General features: G+C 35.4%; 17 protein-coding genes. All 17 read left to right on the top strand.

Translation table 11 applies throughout. The annotated features are described in order from the left end of the window. The 17 genes from ABS916_RS10940 to ABS916_RS10860 all read left to right on the top strand — a co-directional run bounded on the left by ABS916_RS10940 (position 1) and on the right by ABS916_RS10860 (position 20,946). A complete protein-coding gene (locus ABS916_RS10940; RefSeq protein WP_089978296.1) occupies positions 1-960 on the top strand; it encodes an ABC transporter permease in 960 nt (319 codons plus the stop codon). 107 nt (positions 961-1,067) lie between these two features. After that, on the top strand, positions 1,068-2,330 hold the full coding sequence (gene yfmF / locus ABS916_RS10935; protein WP_350451931.1) for an EF-P 5-aminopentanol modification-associated protein YfmF: 1,263 nt from the start codon (positions 1,068-1,070) through the stop codon (positions 2,328-2,330). Further along, entirely contained in the window at positions 2,330-3,631 is a 1,302-nt protein-coding gene (gene yfmH, locus ABS916_RS10930; protein ID WP_350451930.1) for an EF-P 5-aminopentanol modification-associated protein YfmH, read from the top strand. Before yfmF ends, yfmH begins: the two co-directional genes overlap by 1 nt. Continuing rightward, positions 3,628-4,353, top strand: coding sequence for an elongation factor P 5-aminopentanone reductase (gene ymfI / locus ABS916_RS10925; RefSeq protein ID WP_350451929.1), 726 nt, complete (start codon positions 3,628-3,630; stop codon positions 4,351-4,353). The genes yfmH and ymfI overlap by 4 nt, the downstream gene beginning before the upstream one ends. A 106-nt stretch (positions 4,354-4,459) precedes the next feature. Next, positions 4,460-5,332, top strand: coding sequence for a helix-turn-helix domain-containing protein (locus ABS916_RS10920; protein WP_350451928.1), 873 nt, complete (start codon positions 4,460-4,462; stop codon positions 5,330-5,332). Positions 5,333-5,420: 88 nt separating this feature from the next. Further along, positions 5,421-6,002 (top strand): CDP-diacylglycerol--glycerol-3-phosphate 3-phosphatidyltransferase, encoded by a 582-nt coding sequence (gene pgsA, locus ABS916_RS10915; protein WP_089978308.1) that lies wholly within the window; start codon positions 5,421-5,423, stop codon positions 6,000-6,002. Between the two features lie 184 nt (positions 6,003-6,186). Beyond that, on the top strand, positions 6,187-7,449 hold the full coding sequence (locus ABS916_RS10910; protein ID WP_350451927.1) for a competence/damage-inducible protein A: 1,263 nt from the start codon (positions 6,187-6,189) through the stop codon (positions 7,447-7,449). A gap of 155 nt (positions 7,450-7,604) precedes the next feature. Continuing rightward, entirely contained in the window at positions 7,605-8,642 is a 1,038-nt protein-coding gene (gene recA, locus ABS916_RS10905) for a recombinase RecA (protein WP_350451926.1), read from the top strand. A gap of 307 nt (positions 8,643-8,949) precedes the next feature. Then, entirely contained in the window at positions 8,950-10,509 is a 1,560-nt protein-coding gene (gene rny, locus ABS916_RS10900) for a ribonuclease Y (RefSeq protein ID WP_350451925.1), read from the top strand. Between the two features lie 181 nt (positions 10,510-10,690). Then, positions 10,691-11,497: a TIGR00282 family metallophosphoesterase gene (locus tag ABS916_RS10895; RefSeq protein ID WP_013710323.1), complete on the top strand. Its 807-nt coding sequence runs from the start codon at positions 10,691-10,693 to the stop codon at positions 11,495-11,497. Between the two features lie 50 nt (positions 11,498-11,547). Then, complete coding sequence (mutS, locus tag ABS916_RS10890) at positions 11,548-14,172, top strand: DNA mismatch repair protein MutS (protein WP_350451924.1); 2,625 nt, start codon at positions 11,548-11,550, stop codon at positions 14,170-14,172. A 28-nt stretch (positions 14,173-14,200) separates the two neighbouring features. Further along, the gene (gene mutL, locus ABS916_RS10885) at positions 14,201-16,183 is read left to right on the top strand and encodes a DNA mismatch repair endonuclease MutL (RefSeq protein WP_350451923.1); all 1,983 of its coding nucleotides are present in this window, start codon (positions 14,201-14,203) and stop codon (positions 16,181-16,183) included. 81 nt (positions 16,184-16,264) lie between these two features. Continuing rightward, complete coding sequence (gene msrB / locus ABS916_RS10880; protein ID WP_350451922.1) at positions 16,265-16,702, top strand: peptide-methionine (R)-S-oxide reductase MsrB; 438 nt, start codon at positions 16,265-16,267, stop codon at positions 16,700-16,702. Between the two features lie 188 nt (positions 16,703-16,890). Next, on the top strand, positions 16,891-17,505 hold the full coding sequence (gene ruvA, locus ABS916_RS10875; protein WP_350451921.1) for a Holliday junction branch migration protein RuvA: 615 nt from the start codon (positions 16,891-16,893) through the stop codon (positions 17,503-17,505). Between the two features lie 33 nt (positions 17,506-17,538). Then, positions 17,539-18,552, top strand: a complete 1,014-nt coding sequence (gene ruvB, locus ABS916_RS10870) for a Holliday junction branch migration DNA helicase RuvB (protein WP_350451920.1) — start codon at positions 17,539-17,541, stop codon at positions 18,550-18,552. Between the two features lie 10 nt (positions 18,553-18,562). Next, complete coding sequence (gene queA / locus ABS916_RS10865; protein ID WP_350451919.1) at positions 18,563-19,594, top strand: tRNA preQ1(34) S-adenosylmethionine ribosyltransferase-isomerase QueA; 1,032 nt, start codon at positions 18,563-18,565, stop codon at positions 19,592-19,594. Positions 19,595-20,349: 755 nt separating this feature from the next. Then, on the top strand, positions 20,350-20,946 hold the full coding sequence (locus ABS916_RS10860; RefSeq protein ID WP_350451918.1) for a TetR/AcrR family transcriptional regulator: 597 nt from the start codon (positions 20,350-20,352) through the stop codon (positions 20,944-20,946). Positions 20,947-20,998: the final 52 nt, after the last annotated feature.

Here is a 20,998-nt window from a genome sequence, read left to right as displayed (position 1 = left end):
ATGGATATTACAAACTTACTACAACTTATTATTTCATCATCGCTTGTTTATTCAGCTCCTCTTGTGTTGACTGCCCTAGGCGGAACCTTTTCTGAGCGTAGTGGTATCGTCAACGTAGGACTTGAAGGAATAATGGTTATGGGAGCATTTAGTTCAATTGTTTTTAACTTAACGTTTGCCGGAACTTTTGGTGATTGGACTCCTTGGATTGCTGCTTTAGTTGGTGGACTTGTGGGTACAATTTTTTCAATGATTCACGCAGTAGCAACTGTTAATCTTAGAGCAGATCACATTATTTCTGGTACGGTTATTAACTTAATGGCTCCAGCGTTAGCTATTTTCTTTACACGTGTATTGTATAATGGCGCTGGACAAACGGATCGTATTACTGAAAGTTTTGGTAAAGTAACGATACCTTTGTTAAATCGTATTCCATTTATTGGTGATATTTTCTTTAAAGGAACTTCTGCACCCGCATTTGCAGGTATTTTAATTGCGATTATTTGCTGGGTAGTCGTCTTTAAAACTCGTTTTGGTTTACGTTTGAGATCTGTTGGAGAGCATCCTCAAGCAGCAGATACATTAGGAATCAATGTTTACTTAATGAAGTATGCTGGAGTTATGCTATCTGGTTTGCTAGGTGGTATGGGTGGAGCAATCCAAGCTCAATCTATTTCATTGAGTTTCCAAGCTTCAACAATTGCTGGGCAAGGGTTTATTGCTATGGCAGCGATGATCTTTGGTAAGTGGAACCCTCTTGGGGCAATGGGAGCAGCTATTTTCTTTGGTTTTGCTCAAAGCTTAGGGGTTATCGGAAACTATATTCCAATTATCCAAGATATTCCAAGTGTATGGTTGCAAGTCGCACCATATGTTATCACTATTATTGTATTGGTTGGAGTAATCGGTAAATCAGAAGGACCAGCAGCTGGTGGTAAAACGTATATTAAATCAAAATAATCATTTGGTTGGCAGTAACGGACATTCATGTCTGTTGCTGCTTTCTTTTTTTCATTATTTATTTTAAGATAGACAATGAACACTTTTAAGTTAGAGGAGGAAAAAGTATGTCCATTCAATTAAATGAAGGAGTTCATTTACATGTTCTCCCCACTAAAAAATATAAAACCATTCGAATCATGATGAAATTTCGTGCTCCATTAAATAAGGAAACGATTACTAAACGAGCTATGTTAGCGAATTTATTAGAAACAAACAGTAAAAAATATCCTACACAAACAGCACTAAGAAGTGCTCTATCAAATATGTATGGAGCTAGTTTTGGAACAGGTGTCAGTAAAAAAGGAAATACTCATATTTTTTCTATCAGTTTGAACTTAGTAAACGAAAAGTATCTTTCAAAAGGCGATAATGTATTACAAGATGGTATCGACTTTTTAAAAGAAATACTATTTCAACCGAATGCAGAGAATGGGCATTTCCATGAACAAACCTTTAAGAGAGAAAAAGAAAATTTAGTAGATTATTACGATTCACTCTTTGATGATAAACAGACTTATGCCAGTCTTGCTTTGCAAGAGCTCTTATTTGAAGATGTTAATCAACAAATACCTAGTGTGGGTTCAAAAGAAGATTTAGAAGAACTATCTCCTACCTCGTTATATGACTATTATCAAGAGCTGTTAAATCAAGACAAAATTGATATTTATCTAATGGGAGATGTTGATGAGGGTGAAATTCAATCAGCCTTTGAACAATTTAATTTTTCGCCTCGTGAAATCGTACCAACAAGCAGTTTTTACGCTGAAAAGGAACCCAATGAAGTGAAAAATAAAACTGAAGAACAAGACATTATTCAAGCAAAATTTAACCTTGGTTACACAACTTCAGTTTTTTATCACGAAGCTTCTTATTATGCTGCACAAGTATTCAATGGCTTGTTTGGTGGATTTCCGCATTCAAAATTATTTATGAACGTTCGTGAAAAGGAAAGCTTAGCTTATTATGCTTCTAGCTCATTGGATACGTTTAGAGGAATGATGACGGTTCAAACAGGAATTGATAAGCAAAAAGTAGATCAGGTTCAAGAAATAATTGCCTTACAATTAAAAGAGATGCAAGCGGGCAATTTTACTGAGGAAGCAGTTTCTCAAACAAAAGAAATGCTGAAGAATCAACTTTTCCAATCAGAGGATAATCCTGGATCCGTTATTGAGCGTATTTATGCGTTACAATTGACCAAAGGGAAAATACTGACCATTGATGAATGGGTAAAAAGAATTGAAAAAGTTACTAAAGAAGAAATAATTGAAGTGGCCAACCAAGTGAAATTAAAGGCAACATTCTTTTTGACAGCGGAGGCGAAATAATGGAGAAAAAAGTTTACGAACAATTGGAAGAAATAATTTATACCGAAACGTTAGATAACGGATTAAAGGTTACGTTGTTACCTAAAAATGATTTCCATAAAACATATGGATTGTTTTCCACAAACTTTGGTTCAATTGATAATCAATTTGTACCGAATGGCAAAACTGAAATGATTACTGCACCAGATGGAATCGCTCATTTTTTAGAACATAAACTATTTGAAAAAGAAGATGGAGATGTGTTCAACACGTTTGGCCGATTGGGTGCTTCTGCCAATGCGTTTACAAGTTTTACTCGAACAGCGTATCTTTTTTCTAGCACTAGTCATGTTTCGGAAAGTTTAACAACTTTATTAGACTTTGTTCAAGAACCTTATTTTACAGAGGAAACAGTAAACAAAGAAAAAGGGATCATTGCTCAAGAGATTCAAATGTACGAGGATGAACCAGATTGGCGCTTGTTTTTTGGTATTTTAGGAAATATGTATCCTAAACACCCTTTACACATCGATATTGCTGGAACTGTAGATAGCATTATGGAGATCACACCTGAATTATTGTATGAAAATCATGCAACTTTTTATCATCCTAGTAATATGAATTTGTTTGTTGTTGGGAAGTTAGATCCTGAAGAAATGATGAAGTTGATTCGAGAGAATCAAGCACAGAAAGAATATGCTCCAGCCGAGGCCATCAAACGAATTTTCCCAGAAGAAACGGTCAAAGACATTAAACCGTATAATTTTATTCATATGACTGTGAATCGACCAAAGAGTATTGTAGGAGTAAAAGGAATAAGAGAAATTCCAAGTGGTATTGAAGCCTTAAAATACAAAACAACAATGGATTTATTGCTAACGCTATTATTTGGCCCTACATCAGCAAATTATTTAAAATTATACGATAAAGGTATCATAGATGATAGTTTTTCATTTGAATTTAACTTAGATCGTACGTTCCATTTTATTGATGTTAGTGGAGATACGAAAGACTCTGCAGTTTTTAGTGCCGAAATCAAAAAATTGTTACTTGGAGCAAAAATGAGTTCAGAATTAACCGATGAGAACTTAGCAATAGTTAAAAAGAAAATGATTGGACAAGAACTACAGTCGTTAAATTCACTAGAATATATTGCCAATCAATATAGTCAACCCATATATGGCGAAGCAACTTTATTTGATGTTGTTCCCATCATAGAAAGTATTACATTAAATGAGATATTAAAAGCGGCTGAAGAGTTTATGATTGAAGATCATATGACTACGTTTCATATTTTACCAAAAGGAGACAAAGACGCGTGAAATTTGCCTTGATAATGGGAGCAAGTGGAGATATTGGAAAAAAGATTGCACAAGAATTAGCTGAAAAAGGTTGGTCGCTGTATCTGCATTATCATTCAAATATCAAAAGTGCTGAAGAACAATTGCAGGAGTATCAAGAACGCTACCCTAAACAAGATTTTTATGCATTGTCTTTAGATATGACTCAAGAAGATGAGATTCCTCTATTCCTGAAATCCATTTTTCAGTTGGATGCTGTGATATTTGCCAGCGGCTTTACGACGTATCAATTATTAACCGAAGTCTCTACTGTGGATATGGATCATATGTGGGCAGTACATGTTAAAACACCAATTGTATTGCTTCAACATTTACAGTCTAAATTAGCTCATTCTAGGAATGGAAGAATCATTTTTATTAGCTCGATTTATGGTGAAACAGGTAGTGCGATGGAAGTTCTTTACAGCACAACAAAGGGTGCTCAATTAGCTTTTGTAAAAGCTTATAGTAAAGAAATAGCTAGTTTGGGAATAACAGTAAATGCGATTTCTCCAGGGGCTATTGCTACGAAAATGAACCAGGATTTTACTTCAACTGAAGTAAAAGAACTAGAAAATGACATTCCTTTAGGGCGTTTAGGTAGTGTATCTGAAATCAGTTTTTGGGTTATGCAACTAGTAGATAAAAGAAGTGCATATATGACTGGTCAATCTATTGTCATCAGCGGTGGTTGGCTAAAATAAGAAAAATTAGTTATGCAGTATAAAGAAAAATTAATGTTTCTAAAGTATCAGGTATGTTATAATTCAAATAATATGAGATTTTCTCTCTAAAAAAGAGAACAGGTAGGTGAGACAATTGAATGAAATTGGTGAAAAATTAAAAGAAGCAAGAAAATCTAAAGGTTATACTTTAGATGATTTGCAACAAATGACTAAAATTCAAAAACGTTACTTAATTGCTATTGAAGAAGGCAATTATGATGTCATGCCGGGAAAATTTTATGCTCGTGCATTTATCAAACAATATGCGGATACTGTGGGCTTAAATGGAGACCAATTATTAGAAGAATATACAGATGCGGTGCCTCATACCCATGATGAAGAATATGTAGAAAAAGTCTCTACGGATCAAACTCGTGTTGGAAAGAATACAGAAAATGTATTTTTAACAAAAGTCCAGGAATATTTACCTACAATCTTAATTGGCATTATAGCGGTAGCTATTATAGCAGCCATCTATTTTGCAGTAATCAAGACGAATAATCAGGGTGATGAAGAAATGATCACTAAAGATTCTGAAGCAATATCTGTTTCTAGTGCAGACTCTGCAGCAACTGAAGAATCTGAATCTGCAACGGAATCCTCAGAAACAGCAGAATCTGATGAGAGTGAAGAGGATCAAGGAATAGAAATCTTATCATCTACTGGATCAGCCACAACTTATTCCGTTACAGGAAGTTCTGAAGGCAATACTTTAATCTTAACTGCGACAGGTGGAGACTCCTGGATCAGTGTTGAAGCAGATGGATCAACAATTGATGCTCAATTAATAACGGATGGCTCTAATTTAGAAACAGAGGTTCCAGAAGGTACGTCATCATTATTGGTTATCATTGGAAATGCTCCTGCAACGGAAGTTAATCTTAATGGCGAAGATATCTCATATGCTCCGGAAGCAGAAAATTCTGTTCGACAAGAAATTGAATTTCAATTTGAGTAAACCCTATAAGATAAGGATCTAAAAAGCCCCCTTTGGCAATAATCTTAGCAGCAATGGGTGTATATTATTGGAGAGAGGAAGCAAAAAATTGAATTTACCGAATAAACTTACAGTATTGAGAATATTTATGATTCCGATATTTGTTATTGTAGTATTGGCACCATTTGATTGGGGCGTTTTTCAACTTTTAGGATCAACAATTGAAGTTACACAGTTGGTAGGGGCAGTTTTATTTGCTTTAGCAAGTTTTACGGATTGGTTAGACGGTAAAATTGCGCGTGATCGAGGATTAGTAACAAATTTTGGTAAATTTGCCGATCCCTTAGCTGACAAAATGTTGGTAATGACAGCTTTAATTATTCTAGTAGGGCAAGACTTAGCTCCTTCGTGGGTCGTATCTATTATTGTTTGTAGAGAGTTAGCAGTTACTGGATTAAGATTGCTATTAGTAGAGCAAGGTGGAACTGTTTTAGCAGCTGATTGGCCAGGAAAGATTAAGACAGCTACTCAAATGGTTGCCATTATTTTATTATTGGTTGATAATTTACCATTTGAAGGTATTGGGTTGCCAATGGCCTCTATTATGTTATATATTTGTTTATTCTTCACCATCTATTCTGGTGTAGATTATTTTGTTAAAAATAGTGCAGTGTTTAAAGGTCCAAAATAAAAAATTATTAAAATAGGAAAGAATAATGTGGAGAAGACTGTTTTTAACAGGTCTTCTTTTTTTTACCTCTTAAAAAGTATGGTAAAATAGGAAGGCAGTAACTAGTCTTTTATGGTTCTTAAGGTAAGTCAAATAAAAGTTGCGGAACAGAATTCGCGTATTATAGAATTAGGAGTGAAGTAAGATGAACGCTGAAATCATAGCAGTTGGAACAGAACTTTTAATGGGACAAGTAGTAAACACCAATGCTTCTTTTCTCTCTCGCGAACTATCATTATTAGGGATAGATGTTTATCACCAAGTAGTGGTTGGAGACAATCCGAAACGATTATTAGAAGTTATACAAGTGGCAGAAAAAAGAAGTGATTTAGTTATCCTTTCAGGTGGTCTTGGACCTACGAAAGATGACATTACAAAACAAGTATTGGCTGAACATTTAAATAAAAAACTAATTTTAGATACAAGTACTATGGATAAAATAAGTAATTTTTTTGAAAATAGCAAACGAGTAATGACAGAAAACAATCGATTGCAGGCCATGGTGATTGAGGGATCTACTGTTTTAAAAAATGAAACAGGACTTGCAGCAGGGATGCTTTTAAATCAAGACAAACAAGCCTTTTTATTATTACCAGGTCCACCTAGTGAGTTAGAACCTATGTTTATAAAAGAAGTAAGGCCATTGCTAATGGACGGACGTCCAAATGAAAACCATCTTGTATCAAGAGTTTTACGTTTCTTTGGTATTGGAGAATCTCAAGTAGCTGCTGAATTAGATGATTTGATAGAAGAGCAAAAAAATCCTACTCTTGCTACATATGCTGGGAAGCATGAAGTAACCTTACGTTTAACAGCAAACGGAAGCACTGAGGAAGCATGTCATTTCTTATTGGATAAGGTGGAAGCTACCATCCAACAACGCATAGGTGGCTATTTTTATGGGTATGGAGAGGATAGACGTTTAGTAAATATAGTTACAGATTTATTAAACGAACAAAATCTGACACTTACAGCTGCTGAGAGCTTGACTGGTGGTTCTTTTCAACACCTTATAACAAGTGTTTCAGGTGCAAGTGACTATTTCAAAGGTGGAATTGTAACTTATAGTAATGATGCAAAAACAACTATTTTAGGCGTTACAAAAAAAACAATTGAAGAGTTTGGTGTAGTCAGTGCTGAGTGTGCGATAGAAATGGCAAAAAAAGCACAAGAGATGTTTGATACAGATTTGGCTATCTCCTTTACAGGAGTTGCAGGCCCAGATAAATTGGAAAATAAAGAAGTAGGAACTGTATGGATTGGTATTGCTACTAAAGAAACAGCATTTGCTAAAGAGTATCACTTTGGTAAAGGGCGTGAAAATAATCGAGAAAAATCGATCATGTCCGGATTAGATTTGATTCGAAGAGTGTTACTAGATTTGCCTATAGAACAAAAAGTTTTGTAAAATGAAAATAAGAAATCAATCGATTAAAAAAGACCGAATGTTTGTTCGCTTTTTTCTTGCTTTTTTTATAAAAAAAAGGTATGATAATGTTTGTAGCAGATGAAAATATGAATGATTAATTAAATAATAAAAGAGACTTGAGGAGGATTTATTTAATGGCAGACGATCGTAAACAAGCATTAGATGCAGCGTTAAAAAAGATTGAAAAGAACTTTGGTAAAGGTTCCGTTATGAAACTTGGAGAAAAAGTTGATACGCGTATTTCTACAGTCCCTAGTGGATCATTAGCATTAGATGTAGCTTTGGGAGTCGGCGGATTTCCTAGAGGAAGAATTATTGAAGTATATGGTCCTGAAAGTTCAGGTAAAACAACGGTAGCTTTGCATGCTGTTGCTGAGGTTCAAAAACAAGGCGGAATTGCTGCATTTATTGATGCTGAAAATGCATTGGATCCAAAATACGCAGCTGCACTTGGAGTAGATATTGACGAATTGCTATTATCTCAACCAGATACAGGTGAACAAGGTTTGGAAATTGCAGATGCATTGGTTTCCAGTGGAGCAGTGGATATTGTTGTCATTGACTCGGTTGCTGCATTAGTACCACGTGCGGAAATTGAAGGAGAAATGGGAGACTCTCATGTAGGGTTACAAGCTCGTTTGATGTCTCAAGCTTTACGTAAATTATCTGGTTCAATCAACAAAACAAAAACGATTGCTTTATTTATCAACCAAATTCGTGAAAAAGTTGGTGTTATGTTTGGTAACCCAGAAATCACGCCAGGTGGACGTGCTTTGAAATTCTATGCTACGATTCGTTTGGAAGTTAGAAGAGCTGAACAAATTAAACAAGGTACAGATATTATGGGGAATCGCACAAAAATTAAAGTAGTTAAGAATAAAGTTGCTCCACCTTTTAGAGTAGCTGAAGTAGATATCATGTATGGTGAAGGTATTTCTCAAGTAGGAGAACTTGTAGATATGGGATCAGATAAAGATATCATTGATAAGGCAGGTGCATGGTACTCTTATGGTGGCGAACGAATTGGCCAAGGGCGAGAAAATGCAAAAAAATTCTTCAAAGACAATCCTGAATTAAGAGCTGAAGTAGAACAAAAAGTTCGTGCAGCTTATGGTATTGGAGAAGCTGGTGAAGTAGTAGAAGAGTCTGAAACTGATTTATTAGAAGATTAAATGAACTAGAAGATAGAGAAAAGCCAATAAGCTTAGACGCTGGTTGGCTTTTTTTTGAAAATATTTTACTAAAAATGGATGAAAAAGGATTCGTAAATGAATTGGATTAACACAATGAAAGTTTATGAAAGGGCTACAAAACCATTATTTAAGTTGACATGTCTCTTCACTACAATTAAAATTAAGATATCTATTAATTTAAAATTAGATAACGGGTAGGTTTTATTGGTATAAAGCTATTCTTGTTCTACCAAATAATGGATAAATATTAAATGACAAATTAAATAAATGATACGGAGGTGGAAGAATGGATTTTAAAAGTGTTGCCTTCGCTATCGTTACTTTAGTTGTCGGTCTTATTGTTGGATATCTCGTCCGCAAAGCAAGCCACGAAAAAGAACTAGCTGGTGCTAGAAACACTGCAACTGGAATATTGGAAGAAGCAAAAAGAGAAGCAGAAACCATGAAAAAGGAAGCGATGTTAGAAGCGAAGGATGAAAGCCACAAATATCGAACTGAAATTGAAGCAGAGCTGAAAGAGAGAAGAAATGAAGTTCTAAGACAAGAAAATCGTTTGTTGCAACGTGAAGATAACATTGATCGCAAAAACGACAGCTTAGAAAAGCGTGAACACACACTTGAGGCGAATGAAGAGAAATTAAGTTCTAGACAACTACATGTTAACGATTTAGAGAAGAAAGCCATTGAGTTAGTCGAACAACAAGAAAATGAATTGGAACGAGTTGCGGCTTTATCACGAGAAGAAGCAAGACAATTGATTTTAAAAGAAACAGAAAATGAATTGTCTCATGAATTAGCTGTAATGGTAAAAGATTCTGAACAAAAAGCAAAAGAAGAAGCAGATCGAAAAGCTAAAAATTTAATTGCGCTAGCCATTCAACGTTCTGCAGCTGATCAAGTTTCAGAAACGACAGTATCCGTTGTAACGCTACCTAACGATGAAATGAAAGGTCGTATTATAGGCCGCGAAGGGCGTAACATCAGAGCACTGGAGACCCTAACGGGTATGGATCTAATTATAGATGATACACCAGAAGCGGTTGTACTTAGTGGATTTGATCCGATACGTCGTGAAATTGCTCGAATGACTCTTGAAAAACTAATCCAAGATGGACGGATTCATCCAGCTCGAATTGAAGAGATGGTAGAAAAATCACGTAAGGAAATGGATGAAAGAATCAGAGAAATTGGAGAACAAGCTACTTTTGATGTAGGAGTACATTCCTTACACCCAGATTTGATCAAAATTTTAGGACGTCTAAAATTTAGAACAAGTTATGGTCAAAATGTTTTAAGTCACTCTATTGAAGTGGCTAAATTAGCTGGTGTGATGGCTGCTGAATTAGGAGAAGACGTTACATTAGCTAAGCGAGCAGGTCTACTTCACGATATTGGTAAAGCATTGGATCATGAAGTTGAAGGATCACATGTTGAAATTGGCGCGGAAATTGGGATGAAGTATAAAGAGAATGAAACAGTTGTTAATGCAATTGCTTCACATCATGGTGATGTAGAAGCGACATCTGTCATTTCTGTTTTAGTTGCTTCAGCCGACGCAATATCTGCGGCACGTCCAGGTGCAAGAAGCGAGTCACTTGAAAATTATATTCACCGACTTGAAAAATTAGAAAGTATTTCTAATGATTTCGAAGGAGTGGAACAAAGTTTTGCAATACAAGCTGGTCGTGAAATACGCATCATGGTCAAACCTGAAAAACTTGATGATTTAGCCGCAAGTAAGCTAGCGCGTGATGTTAGAAACCGTATTGAAAGTGAACTGGATTATCCAGGACATATTAAAATCACGGTTATTCGAGAAACAAGAACCATAGAATACGCTAAATAAATAGTAGTATAGAAGCCGATCTGAGTCGATGTGAATCTGACTCAGATCGTTTTTTTGTTGCCAGTTGTTGAAAATGAGTGTTAAACAAGTGAGCAGGTAAATAAAATGAAAAGGCCAGCTTTTATTTCAGGCCGTTTATTGTTAAAATATAGAAGATGATAAAGAGAAGAGGAATAATTGAATGAAATTATTATTTATTGGAGATGTTGTAGGTTCGATGGGCCGCGAAATGGTTCATGATTACTTACCTAAATTGAAAAAGATGTATAAACCACAAGTCACTATTTTAAATGGAGAAAATGCAGCAGCAGGTCGTGGAATTACAGAAAAAATTTATAAAGGTTTTTTACAAGATGGTGTGGATATCGTAACAATGGGAAATCATACTTGGGATAACCGAGATATTTTTGAATTTATTGAAGATGCTAAAAAAATGATTCGACCGGCTAATTATCCAGAAGGTACACCTGGAAAAGGAATTTCCTATATAAAGGTCAATCAACTTGAACTGGCTGTTATTAATTTACATGGCCGAGTGTTCATGACGGATGTTGATGATCCCTTTAGAAAAGCTGATGAACTAGTTGAAGAAGCGTTGAAACGTACACCATTGATCTTTGTTGATTTCCATGCAGAAACAACTAGTGAGAAGCAGTCAATGGGATGGTATCTAGATGGTAGAGTATCAGCAGTAGTCGGAACACATACTCATGTGCAGACGAATGATGCACGTATTTTACCAAATGGAACAGCTTATTTAACGGATGCTGGAATGACTGGACCATATGATGAATCATTAGGTATGGATCGTGATGCTGTTTTAAGAAAATTTTTGACGCAGATGCCAACACGTTTTGAAGTTCCAAAAGAAGGAAGAAAAATTCTATCGGGCTGTTTTATTGATATTGACGATAGTACAGGTGAAGCTAAAAAAATTGAAAATATTGTGATCAATGAAGATCGTCCGTTTAATGGCGGTTTTGAATAAAGAGAATACAAGGTTGCTGAACACCAATTAACCACAAGGGGGCGGGAAAAGTGCCACAAAAAACAAAACAAACGCCTATGATGGAACAGTATCTAGGGATAAAGGCAAATTACCCAGATGCTTTTTTGTTTTATCGCTTGGGAGATTTTTATGAACTATTTAATGAAGATGCTATTAAAGCTTCTCAACTTTTAGAAGTTACGTTAACGAGTCGGAACCGTAATGCAGATGAACCGATCCCAATGTGTGGGGTTCCTTATCATGCAGCAAAAGGGTACATTGATAGTTTAATAGAACGAGGATACAAAGTAGCCATTTGTGAACAAGTAGAAGATCCAAAAACCGCAAAAGGTATGGTGAAAAGAGAAGTCGTTCAGTTAATTACACCTGGAACAGCTATGGATACAAAATCTATGGATGCTAAAACAAATAATTATTTAGCTGCTCTAATGAGTACCAATACAGGTCACTATCATTTAGCGTATGCTGATTTAAGTACAGGAGAATTAAAAACGACAAAATTAAATTCATTGGAAGCAGTAATGAGTGAACTAATGAGTTTAAAAGCAAAAGAAGTTGTTTTTAAAGAAGCAATGGAAGTAGATGTACAAGCAGAATTAGAGACAAAATTAGGCATCATGGTATCTACTCAAAAAGAAATGATTGAACGTGCAGAATTTTCTTACCTCACAAGTGAGATAGAGGACAGTGGATTGATTGATGTTGTGAAATTATTGTTTTCTTATTTATACGTTACCCAAAAACGAAATTTAGGTCACCTACAAAAAGTAGAAGTTTATTCTCCTACTAATTATTTGAAAATGGATCATTACTCTAAGCATAATTTAGAATTGGTTTCTTCGATTCGCACAGGACAAAAAAAAGGAACTCTTTTGTGGTTGCTGGATGAAACCAAAACAGCAATGGGAGGAAGACTTTTAAAGCAATGGATTGATCGGCCTCTTATTCAAGAACAACAGATCACGATGAGACAGAATATTGTTGAAAGTTTAATCAATCATTTTTTTGAAAGAACAGACTTAAATGAAGCATTGACGAGAGTATATGATTTAGAAAGGTTAGCTGGAAGGGTAGCATTTGGGAATGTTAATGGACGTGACTTGATACAATTACAAACCTCGTTACTACAAATCCCTCAGTTGATTGAGATTATACAGTTGATGAATAAGGGCGAATGGGATAAATTGATTACCGACTTAGACCAAGTCCCTGAAGTTGTTCAGTTGATTAATCAAGCAATAGATGAAAATGCTCCTCTTTCGATAAAAGATGGTGGAGTCATTAAAGATGGGTTCAATGAACAATTGGATACTTACCGTGATGCTATGCGTAATGGTAAAAAATGGATCGCTCAGTTAGAGGCTGAAGAAAAAGCAGCAACAGGCATTAAAAATTTAAAAATTGGCTACAACCGTATCTTTGGTTACTATATTGAGATAACTAAAGCTAATCTTGCTAATTTGCCTGAAGGGCGTTACGAACGAAAACAAACTTTAGCAAATGCTGAACGGTTTATTACTCCAGAATTAAAGGAAAAAGAAATTTTGATTCTAGAAGCTGAAGAAAAATCTATGCTTCTAGAATACACCTTATTTGCTGAAGTTAGAGAAACGATTAAAAATTATATTGAACGATTGCAAAAACTGGCCAAAACGGTAGCCGCTATTGATGTGTTACAGAGTTTTGCAACGATAAGTGAAAAATACCATTATACTCGTCCTTTAATGGCCGCTAATAGTCAAGAAATCAGTTTGATAGAAGGAAGACATCCCGTTGTAGAAAAAGTTTTGGGGCAACAAACGTATGTACCAAATAGTGTTGAAATGGATCAAGATAATGAAATTTTACTTATTACTGGTCCGAATATGTCTGGTAAAAGTACGTATATGAGGCAATTAGCCTTAACCGTTATTATGGCTCAAATGGGCTGTTTTGTTCCTGCTGATAAAGCGACAATGCCGATATTTGATCAGATATTTACTCGTATTGGAGCAGCGGATGATTTAATTGCAGGTCAAAGTACCTTTATGGTCGAAATGATGGAAGCGAACGAAGCTTTGCGTTACGCTTCTAAGAACAGCTTGATTTTATTTGATGAAATTGGACGTGGAACAGCCACATATGACGGCATGGCTTTAGCAGAAGCTATTATTGAATACATTCATGAAAATGTCCATGCAAAAACGTTATTTTCAACCCATTACCATGAGTTAACAGTGTTAGATGAACGACTGCCTCGCTTAACAAATGTCCATGTAGGAGCAGTAGAAGAAGAGGGAGAATTAGTTTTTTTGCACAAAATGCTTCCTGGTCCTGCAGATAAAAGCTATGGGATACAAGTAGCTAAACTTGCTGGACTTCCTAATGATTTACTTTCACGTGCTGCTATTATTTTAGAACAACTGGAGCAAAAAGAAGAAATCGTGTTGAATCGCTCTACTCAAATAGATTCAGCTAACGAAACGTCAATTTCAAGTAAATCTTCTCAAAAAGGAAAAGTTGAAGAGAAGGATGAAGGACAGCTTTCTTTATTCGGGCTGCTTGAAGATTCAGAGGCTGAAGTCGTTAAAGCTGTTCGAAAGATGAATTTATTAACAATGACTCCTTTAGAAGCATTGAATTGCATTAGTGAATGGCAACAGAAATTGAACTGATTATAGTTAGTAGGAAGGAATGGAAAAGATGGCAAAAATTCAAGAACTCTCAGATGTATTAGCTAATCAAATCGCGGCTGGCGAAGTAATTGAGCGACCTGCTTCAGTAGTGAAAGAATTGATTGAAAATGCAATTGATGCAGAAAGCAGCCAGATTGACATTCTTATCGAAGAAGCTGGATTGAAAAAAATACAGATCATTGACAATGGACTAGGTATCGAACCAGAAGAAGTTCAAAATGCATTCAAACGACATGCAACAAGTAAAATCTATTCTCGTGATGATCTTTTCCGAATTCGTACACTTGGATTTCGTGGAGAGGCTCTGCCCAGTATTGCGTCTGTTTCAGAGGTTACACTAGAAACGTCGATCGGTGGAGAACGTGGAACGTACCTTTCTTTAAAAGGCGGTAAAATTATTGAGGAAAAAGCGAATGAAGCAAGAAAAGGAAGTAAGATCACAATAGAAAACCTTTTTTTTAATACGCCTGCACGATTAAAATACGTAAAGAGCTTGCAAACAGAACTGTCGAATGTGACAGATATTGTCAATCGAATGGCTATTAGTCACCCGAATATTGCTTTTCGCTTGGTTCATGATGGCAATCAGTTGTTGCGAACAGCTGGGAATGGCGATCTGAAACAAACTCTAGCAGGTATTTATGGAGTTGCTACAGCCAAAAAAATGAGAGAAATAAAGAAAGAAGATTTGGATTTTAGAGTGTCGGGTTTTATTTCATTACCCGAACTCACAAGAGCAAGTCGAAATTACATCTCTATTATTATAAATGGACGCTATATTAAGAATTATTTATTGAATAAAGCTATTATCTCGGGTTACCGGTCTAAACTTATGGTTGGACGCTATCCGGTTGCTGCTATTGAAATTGATATGGATCCTTTGTTAGTAGATGTAAATGTGCATCCGACAAAGCAAGAAGTTCGCATTAGTAAAGAAAAAGAATTGATGCAATTGATAGAGTCCGCTATTCATGAGAGTCTAAGTAAAGAACAACTTATCCCGGATGCTTTAGAAAATTTATCTTTTAAAAAGAAAACAGACTTGCCGATGGTGGAAACTGAACAGACAACGTTTCAGTTTCATCAAGAAAGAAACCCAGAAGTAAAAAATGAAAACAATAAAGAGTCCGAAAATAATTATTCATCTTCAACCTCTTATAATGCTCATCATCAATCTAGATTTTTTGAAAAGGATAGTGTAGACGAGACTGAGGAAGATCCGTTTTTCTTGCAAGAAAATACTCAAGAGACTCCATTTGAATATGTTCCGCAAGAAAGTCATGGTGGAGAGGCCCAAAATGAACAAGTTAGTGAATTAGTTGATTACCACCAAGAATCGCCATTAAAAACAGCAAGCAAATTAATGGAGAAAAAAAGGTTCTCTACTGAATCTGTTGACCAATTTCCGACGTTAGAATATGTTGGTCAAATGCATGGAACGTATTTATTTGCGCAAAATGAAAAAGGGTTGTATATTTTGGATCAGCATGCCGCTCAAGAGAGAATAAAGTACGAATACTTCCGAAAAAAAATTGGTGAAGTCAGTAATGATTTACAGGATTTATTGGTACCTATAATGCTAGATTACCCAAATAGCGATGCAATCAAGATCAAAGAAAACAATGATGCATTGGAGACTGTGGGTATTTTCTTAGAACCATTTGGCCAAAATAGTTTTCTACTAAGAAGTCATCCTGTATGGTTCAACCAAGGCGAAGAAGAGAGCATCGTAAGAGAAATGATTGATCTGTTGTTGGAGCAAGGCAGTGTAAGTGTTGCTAAGTTTAGAGAAGCTACAGCCATTATGATGAGTTGTAAAGGCTCAATCAAAGCAAATCATTATTTAAATGATGCGGAAGCCAGAGCGTTATTAAAAGACTTAAGGAAGACAGAAAACCCATATAATTGCCCGCATGGAAGACCGGTGTTGATTCATTTTACCAATAAAGATATGGAAAAAATGTTCAAACGTATCCAAGACCCTCATTGAATTCAATAAATTGAATTCAATGAATTGAAGCAATTCTTTAAAAAGTGTAGAATGAAAGTAGAATCAAAAAGGAGGATTTTCATGAACAGCTATGATAAAAACGAATTAAAGAATAAGTTAACTGATATTCAATATGAAGTAACTCAAAATGAAGCTACTGAACGTCCATTTACAGGTGAATACGACGACTTTTATAAAGATGGTATTTTTGTAGACATTATCAGTGGAAAACCATTATTCTCTTCAAATGATAAATATGATGCAGGATGCGGTTGGCCATCATTTACAAAACCAATTGAAGAAAAAGAAGTTATTGAAAAAATGGATACAAAATTCGGCATGCATCGTACTGAAGTAAGAAGCTCAGAATCCGACTCTCACTTAGGCCATATTTTTACAGATGGTCCTCAAGATCAGGGTGGTTTACGCTACTGTATCAATTCAGCAGCTCTAAGATTTGTACCAGTGGATAAGTTAGAAGAAGAAGGGTACGACAGTTACCGCAAATTATTTGCTTAATGTAGTAAGTTAAATAGGAAAAGCATTTTCTAACTGTTTAAACGGTTTAGAAAGTGCTTTTCTATTTTGTCTAGGCTTTTTTAGGCAGTAGCTCCTTTTATGGATACAAATATGGTAAAATAAATAGCGAACAGGTGTGCCTTTTTGCATCTAGTAAAACGATAGAATGAGTGAATGGAGAAAATAATATGTATGAATACATTAAAGGGATAGTGACATTTGTTAGTCCTGCGTACATTGTCCTTGAAACAAATGGGATAGGGTATCAATTGTTTATAGCTAACCCATTTCGGTTTTCGAGTAAATTAAATGAGGAAGCAACAATTTATGTCCACCAAGCTGTTCGAGAAGATGCCATTACGTTATATGGATTTAAAGATTATACTGAAAAACAATTGTACTTAAAATTGCTTAGCGTTTCAGGTATCGGTCCCAAAAGTGGATTAGCTATTTTAGCTAATGATAATCATCAAGGTCTGGTACAAGCAATCGAAAATGAAGACGCAGCTTATTTAACAAAATTTCCAGGAGTGGGTAAAAAGACGGCGTCACAAATCGTTTTGGATCTAAAAGGGAAATTAGCTGATTTGACAGTTGCGCCATTAGAAAATACAGCTGATTATCAACAGGAATTAGTGTTGTCCACTAATTACAATCATGTTACTGAAGCAATGGAAGCTCTAGAAGCGTTAGGATATAGTGCTAAAGAAATCAAAAAAATTGAACCGCAAATTCGTAAATTAAATAAGGAATCAACAGATGCTTATTTACGAGAAGCTTTGCGATTATTGATGAAGAAGTAAGCAAAGTGTAAAAAAAGAAAAGTGGTGAAAACAATGAATCCAGAAGAACGCATTATTTCCGGTGATAGCAGTACGACTGAAGAAATTTCGTTAGAAAAGTCATTACGTCCGCATTATTTAGCGGAATACATCGGCCAAGAAAAAGTAAAAAGAGAATTGTCGATTTATATAGAAGCAGCAAAGAATCGTGAAGAAGCGCTAGACCATGTCTTACTTTATGGCCCACCTGGTTTAGGAAAAACAACAATGGCAATGGTGATTTCAAATGAAATGGACGTAGCAATACGAACAACAAGTGGTCCTGCAATCGAGAAAGCAGGAGATTTAGTTGCTCTTTTGAATGAGTTAGAAGCTGGTGACGTTCTATTTATAGATGAAATCCATCGTATGCCAAGACTAGTTGAAGAAATGTTGTATTCTGCTATGGAGGATTATTTTGTAGACATCATTGTAGGACAAGGGCCAACTGCACACCCTGTTCACTTCCCGTTGCCGCCTTTTACTCTTGTGGGTGCAACAACAAGAGCAGGATTGTTATCAGCTCCTTTAAGGGACCGTTTTGGCATTGTCTCGCATATGGAATATTACACAGTAGAAGAACTGAGTGATATTGTTTTGCGTTCAGCAGATATCTTTAATACTGAAATAATCGAATCGGGTGCAATCGAAATTGCCAGACGATCGAGAGGGACTCCTCGGGTAGCAAACCGCTTGTTGAAACGTGTAAGGGATTATGCTCAAGTAGAATCCAATGGTGTGATAAAAAAACAAATAGCAGATGAAGCATTGGCGATGCTACGAATCGATCAAGAAGGATTAGATTTTGTTGATCAAAAATTATTAAAAACGATGATTGAAAATTATCATGGTGGACCAGTAGGGTTGTCTACGATTGCAGCTAATATCGGAGAAGAAATTGAAACCATTGAAGATATGGTTGAGCCCTATTTGCTGCAAGCAGGCTTCCTTCAACGGACTCCACGTGGAAGAATTGTAACTCATATGGGTTACGCTCATCTCGGTTACCCAATTACTTATACAGATTAGGAGTATGACTATGTTAACAACAAAAGACTTTGATTTTGATTTACCAGAAGAATTAATTGCTCAAACCCCTTTAGAAAATCGCTCAAGTTCTAAATTATTAATTTTAGATAAAGAAACTGGCGAAGTTGACGATAAGCACTTCACGGATATCCTTGAGGAACTTAATGAAGGTGATGCACTGGTTATGAATGATACACGTGTACTTCCAGCACGGTTACACGGAGTAAAACCAACAACAGGCGCACATCTTGAAATATTGTTATTAAAAAATACAGAAAAAGATCAATGGGAAACGCTTGTTAAGCCAGCTAAGAAAGCTATAGTGGGTGATGTCATTTCTTTTGGAGATGGAAGACTGACTGCGACTGTAATGGAAGAATTAACTCATGGAGGAAGAATCATTGATTTTTCTTACGATGGCATCTTTTTAGAAGTTTTAGAATCATTAGGGGAAATGCCTCTTCCTCCATACATCAAAGAACGATTAGAAGATAGTGAACGTTATCAAACCGTGTACGCAAAAGAAAACGGTTCTGCTGCTGCTCCTACAGCTGGCTTGCATTTTACAGAAGAATTACTAGAGCAAATCAAGTCAAAAGGTGTAAAGTTGGTCTTTTTAACATTACATGTAGGGCTGGGTACTTTCAGACCCGTGAGTGTAGATTCGATTGAAGAACATGAAATGCATTCAGAATTTTATCGTTTAACAGAAGAATCTGCCGCAGAATTAACAGCTGTTCGAAACAATGGAGGTAGAATTGTTGCTGTGGGGACAACCTCTATTCGTACGTTAGAAACGATTGGGACCAAATTTAATGGAGAAATAAAAGCAGACAGCGGATGGACGGATATTTTTATTTCACCGGGCTATACATTCAAAGTTGTAGATGCTTTTTCAACTAACTTTCATTTGCCAAAATCAACATTAGTAATGTTGGTCAGTGCTTTTGCAGGAAGAGAGCATGTTTTAGCTGCTTATCAACATGCAGTAGATGAAAAATATCGTTTCTTTAGTTTTGGAGATGCAATGTTTGTTAAATAAAGTCTTTCATTAATCTGAATACAAAAAAAGGGTCTATAATTTTTAGTGTTGGTAGATTTCTAAAATCGATTATACAAAATTTTTGGAGGAATAGGGTTGCTTGTAGCCATCTAAAGGATTCAATGCGAATTACAGAGCGTTGACGCTTCAGCGATTACGCTTTGTTTGAGGCTTGAAAGACTGAAGATTATAAGCTTCAGTCGGTCTCATGGCTCTATACAAGCAAACCCGTTCATTCCAGAAGAAATTTTAGTTTGATGCACCAACACTATTTGTCATACAACCCAAAAAAAATAGAAGTTGGCTTTTCAGGCCAACTTCTATTGGTTTTTAGAGAGGATAGGAGCGAATCAGTGAATAGTTAAAAACAAACAGTTACTTGAACTTCTTTTAAAACGACATACAGTTCTTTACTACTTTGGTTAAACTGCCTATAAACTTTTAAAAAGCGTAACTACTGTGTTGCTTAACGTACAGCTTTATTTTTAAACGAATGTGACAGTGAATCTTGTAACTAAAAACAGAATGTTGATTTTTTTGCTTCTTCTACTTCTAAACATTAAAGAAATTCAACTGATTCACTCATATAAGCGTCTCTCTATCCACTTATAATATACCACAATTAGAAAGCGGTTACCAAGAAAGTGTCTTAAAGTTGAAAAATAGCTTGTTTTCTAAAATTAATGTGATAAACTATTATATTGAGTGAGTACATACTTGTTTAAAAGTATGGTAAATATGGGGGTCATAATTAAGTGGCAAATATAAACGCGGATGCATTAACAAAAACGCAGCAACGTATAATTGATGCAGCATTAGATTTAGTTTCACATGTGGGTTATAAAAGTACTACAACAAAGATGATCGCCCAAAAAGCTGAAGTTAATGAAACAACTATTTTTAAAAATTTTCAATCTAAACAAGTTTTAATGGATACTGCTTTTAAACAACACACAAAACAAATTACTAATGAAGTAGATGAATTTTTTTCTCAGAGTTTTAAAGATACAACGGATTTAATGCAACAGTCTGGTCATTTTATTGCGGATATTTTTGATAGGCATCGCCAAATTGTTCTTAGTACGATTAAAGAAGTAGGCAATGAACAAACGAAATCGATTTTTAACTATAAACAAGAATACATTCAGCAATTACTCTGTAGTAAATTAAAAGAGTTTTCAAAAGATCATTCATTAACAGATCAACAGTATGAAACCATTATTTTTATGTTTAATAGTGCTATTATGAGTCTTTTAGTTGATAAAGCTAGAAAAGAATGCTCAGAGGATGAACAAGGACTGACGATTCATTTGAATGATGTTATTGAGTTAATATTAAAAACTGTGCATTAAGGAATTGTAAAATCTAAAAAAAGCTCATACTAAAATCTGTAATTTAAGAAGA

Source organism: Carnobacterium sp. (assembly GCF_040274945.1).
Taxonomy (GTDB): Bacteria; Bacillota; Bacilli; order Lactobacillales; family Carnobacteriaceae; genus Carnobacterium_B.
The sequence above is the reverse complement of the archived record's forward strand: the minus strand, read 5'-3'. Positions and strand labels throughout refer to the sequence as shown.

Excerpts from the sequence above, each read along its gene's own strand:
- ABS916_RS10940 (WP_089978296.1), top strand. The coding sequence starts at position 1 with ATGGATATTACAAACTTACTACAACTTATTATTTCATCATCGCTTGTT.
- rny (WP_350451925.1), top strand. The coding sequence starts at position 8,950 with ATGGATTTTAAAAGTGTTGCCTTCGCTATCGTTACTTTAGTTGTCGGT.
- msrB (WP_350451922.1), top strand. The coding sequence starts at position 16,265 with ATGAACAGCTATGATAAAAACGAATTAAAGAATAAGTTAACTGATATT.
- queA (WP_350451919.1), top strand. The coding sequence starts at position 18,563 with ATGTTAACAACAAAAGACTTTGATTTTGATTTACCAGAAGAATTAATT.
- ruvA (WP_350451921.1), top strand. The coding sequence starts at position 16,891 with ATGTATGAATACATTAAAGGGATAGTGACATTTGTTAGTCCTGCGTAC.
- yfmF (WP_350451931.1), top strand. The coding sequence starts at position 1,068 with ATGTCCATTCAATTAAATGAAGGAGTTCATTTACATGTTCTCCCCACT.
- ABS916_RS10910 (WP_350451927.1), top strand. The coding sequence starts at position 6,187 with ATGAACGCTGAAATCATAGCAGTTGGAACAGAACTTTTAATGGGACAA.
- ABS916_RS10895 (WP_013710323.1), top strand. The coding sequence starts at position 10,691 with ATGAAATTATTATTTATTGGAGATGTTGTAGGTTCGATGGGCCGCGAA.
- ruvB (WP_350451920.1), top strand. The coding sequence starts at position 17,539 with ATGAATCCAGAAGAACGCATTATTTCCGGTGATAGCAGTACGACTGAA.
- recA (WP_350451926.1), top strand. The coding sequence starts at position 7,605 with ATGGCAGACGATCGTAAACAAGCATTAGATGCAGCGTTAAAAAAGATT.
- mutL (WP_350451923.1), top strand. The coding sequence starts at position 14,201 with ATGGCAAAAATTCAAGAACTCTCAGATGTATTAGCTAATCAAATCGCG.
- yfmH (WP_350451930.1), top strand. The coding sequence starts at position 2,330 with ATGGAGAAAAAAGTTTACGAACAATTGGAAGAAATAATTTATACCGAA.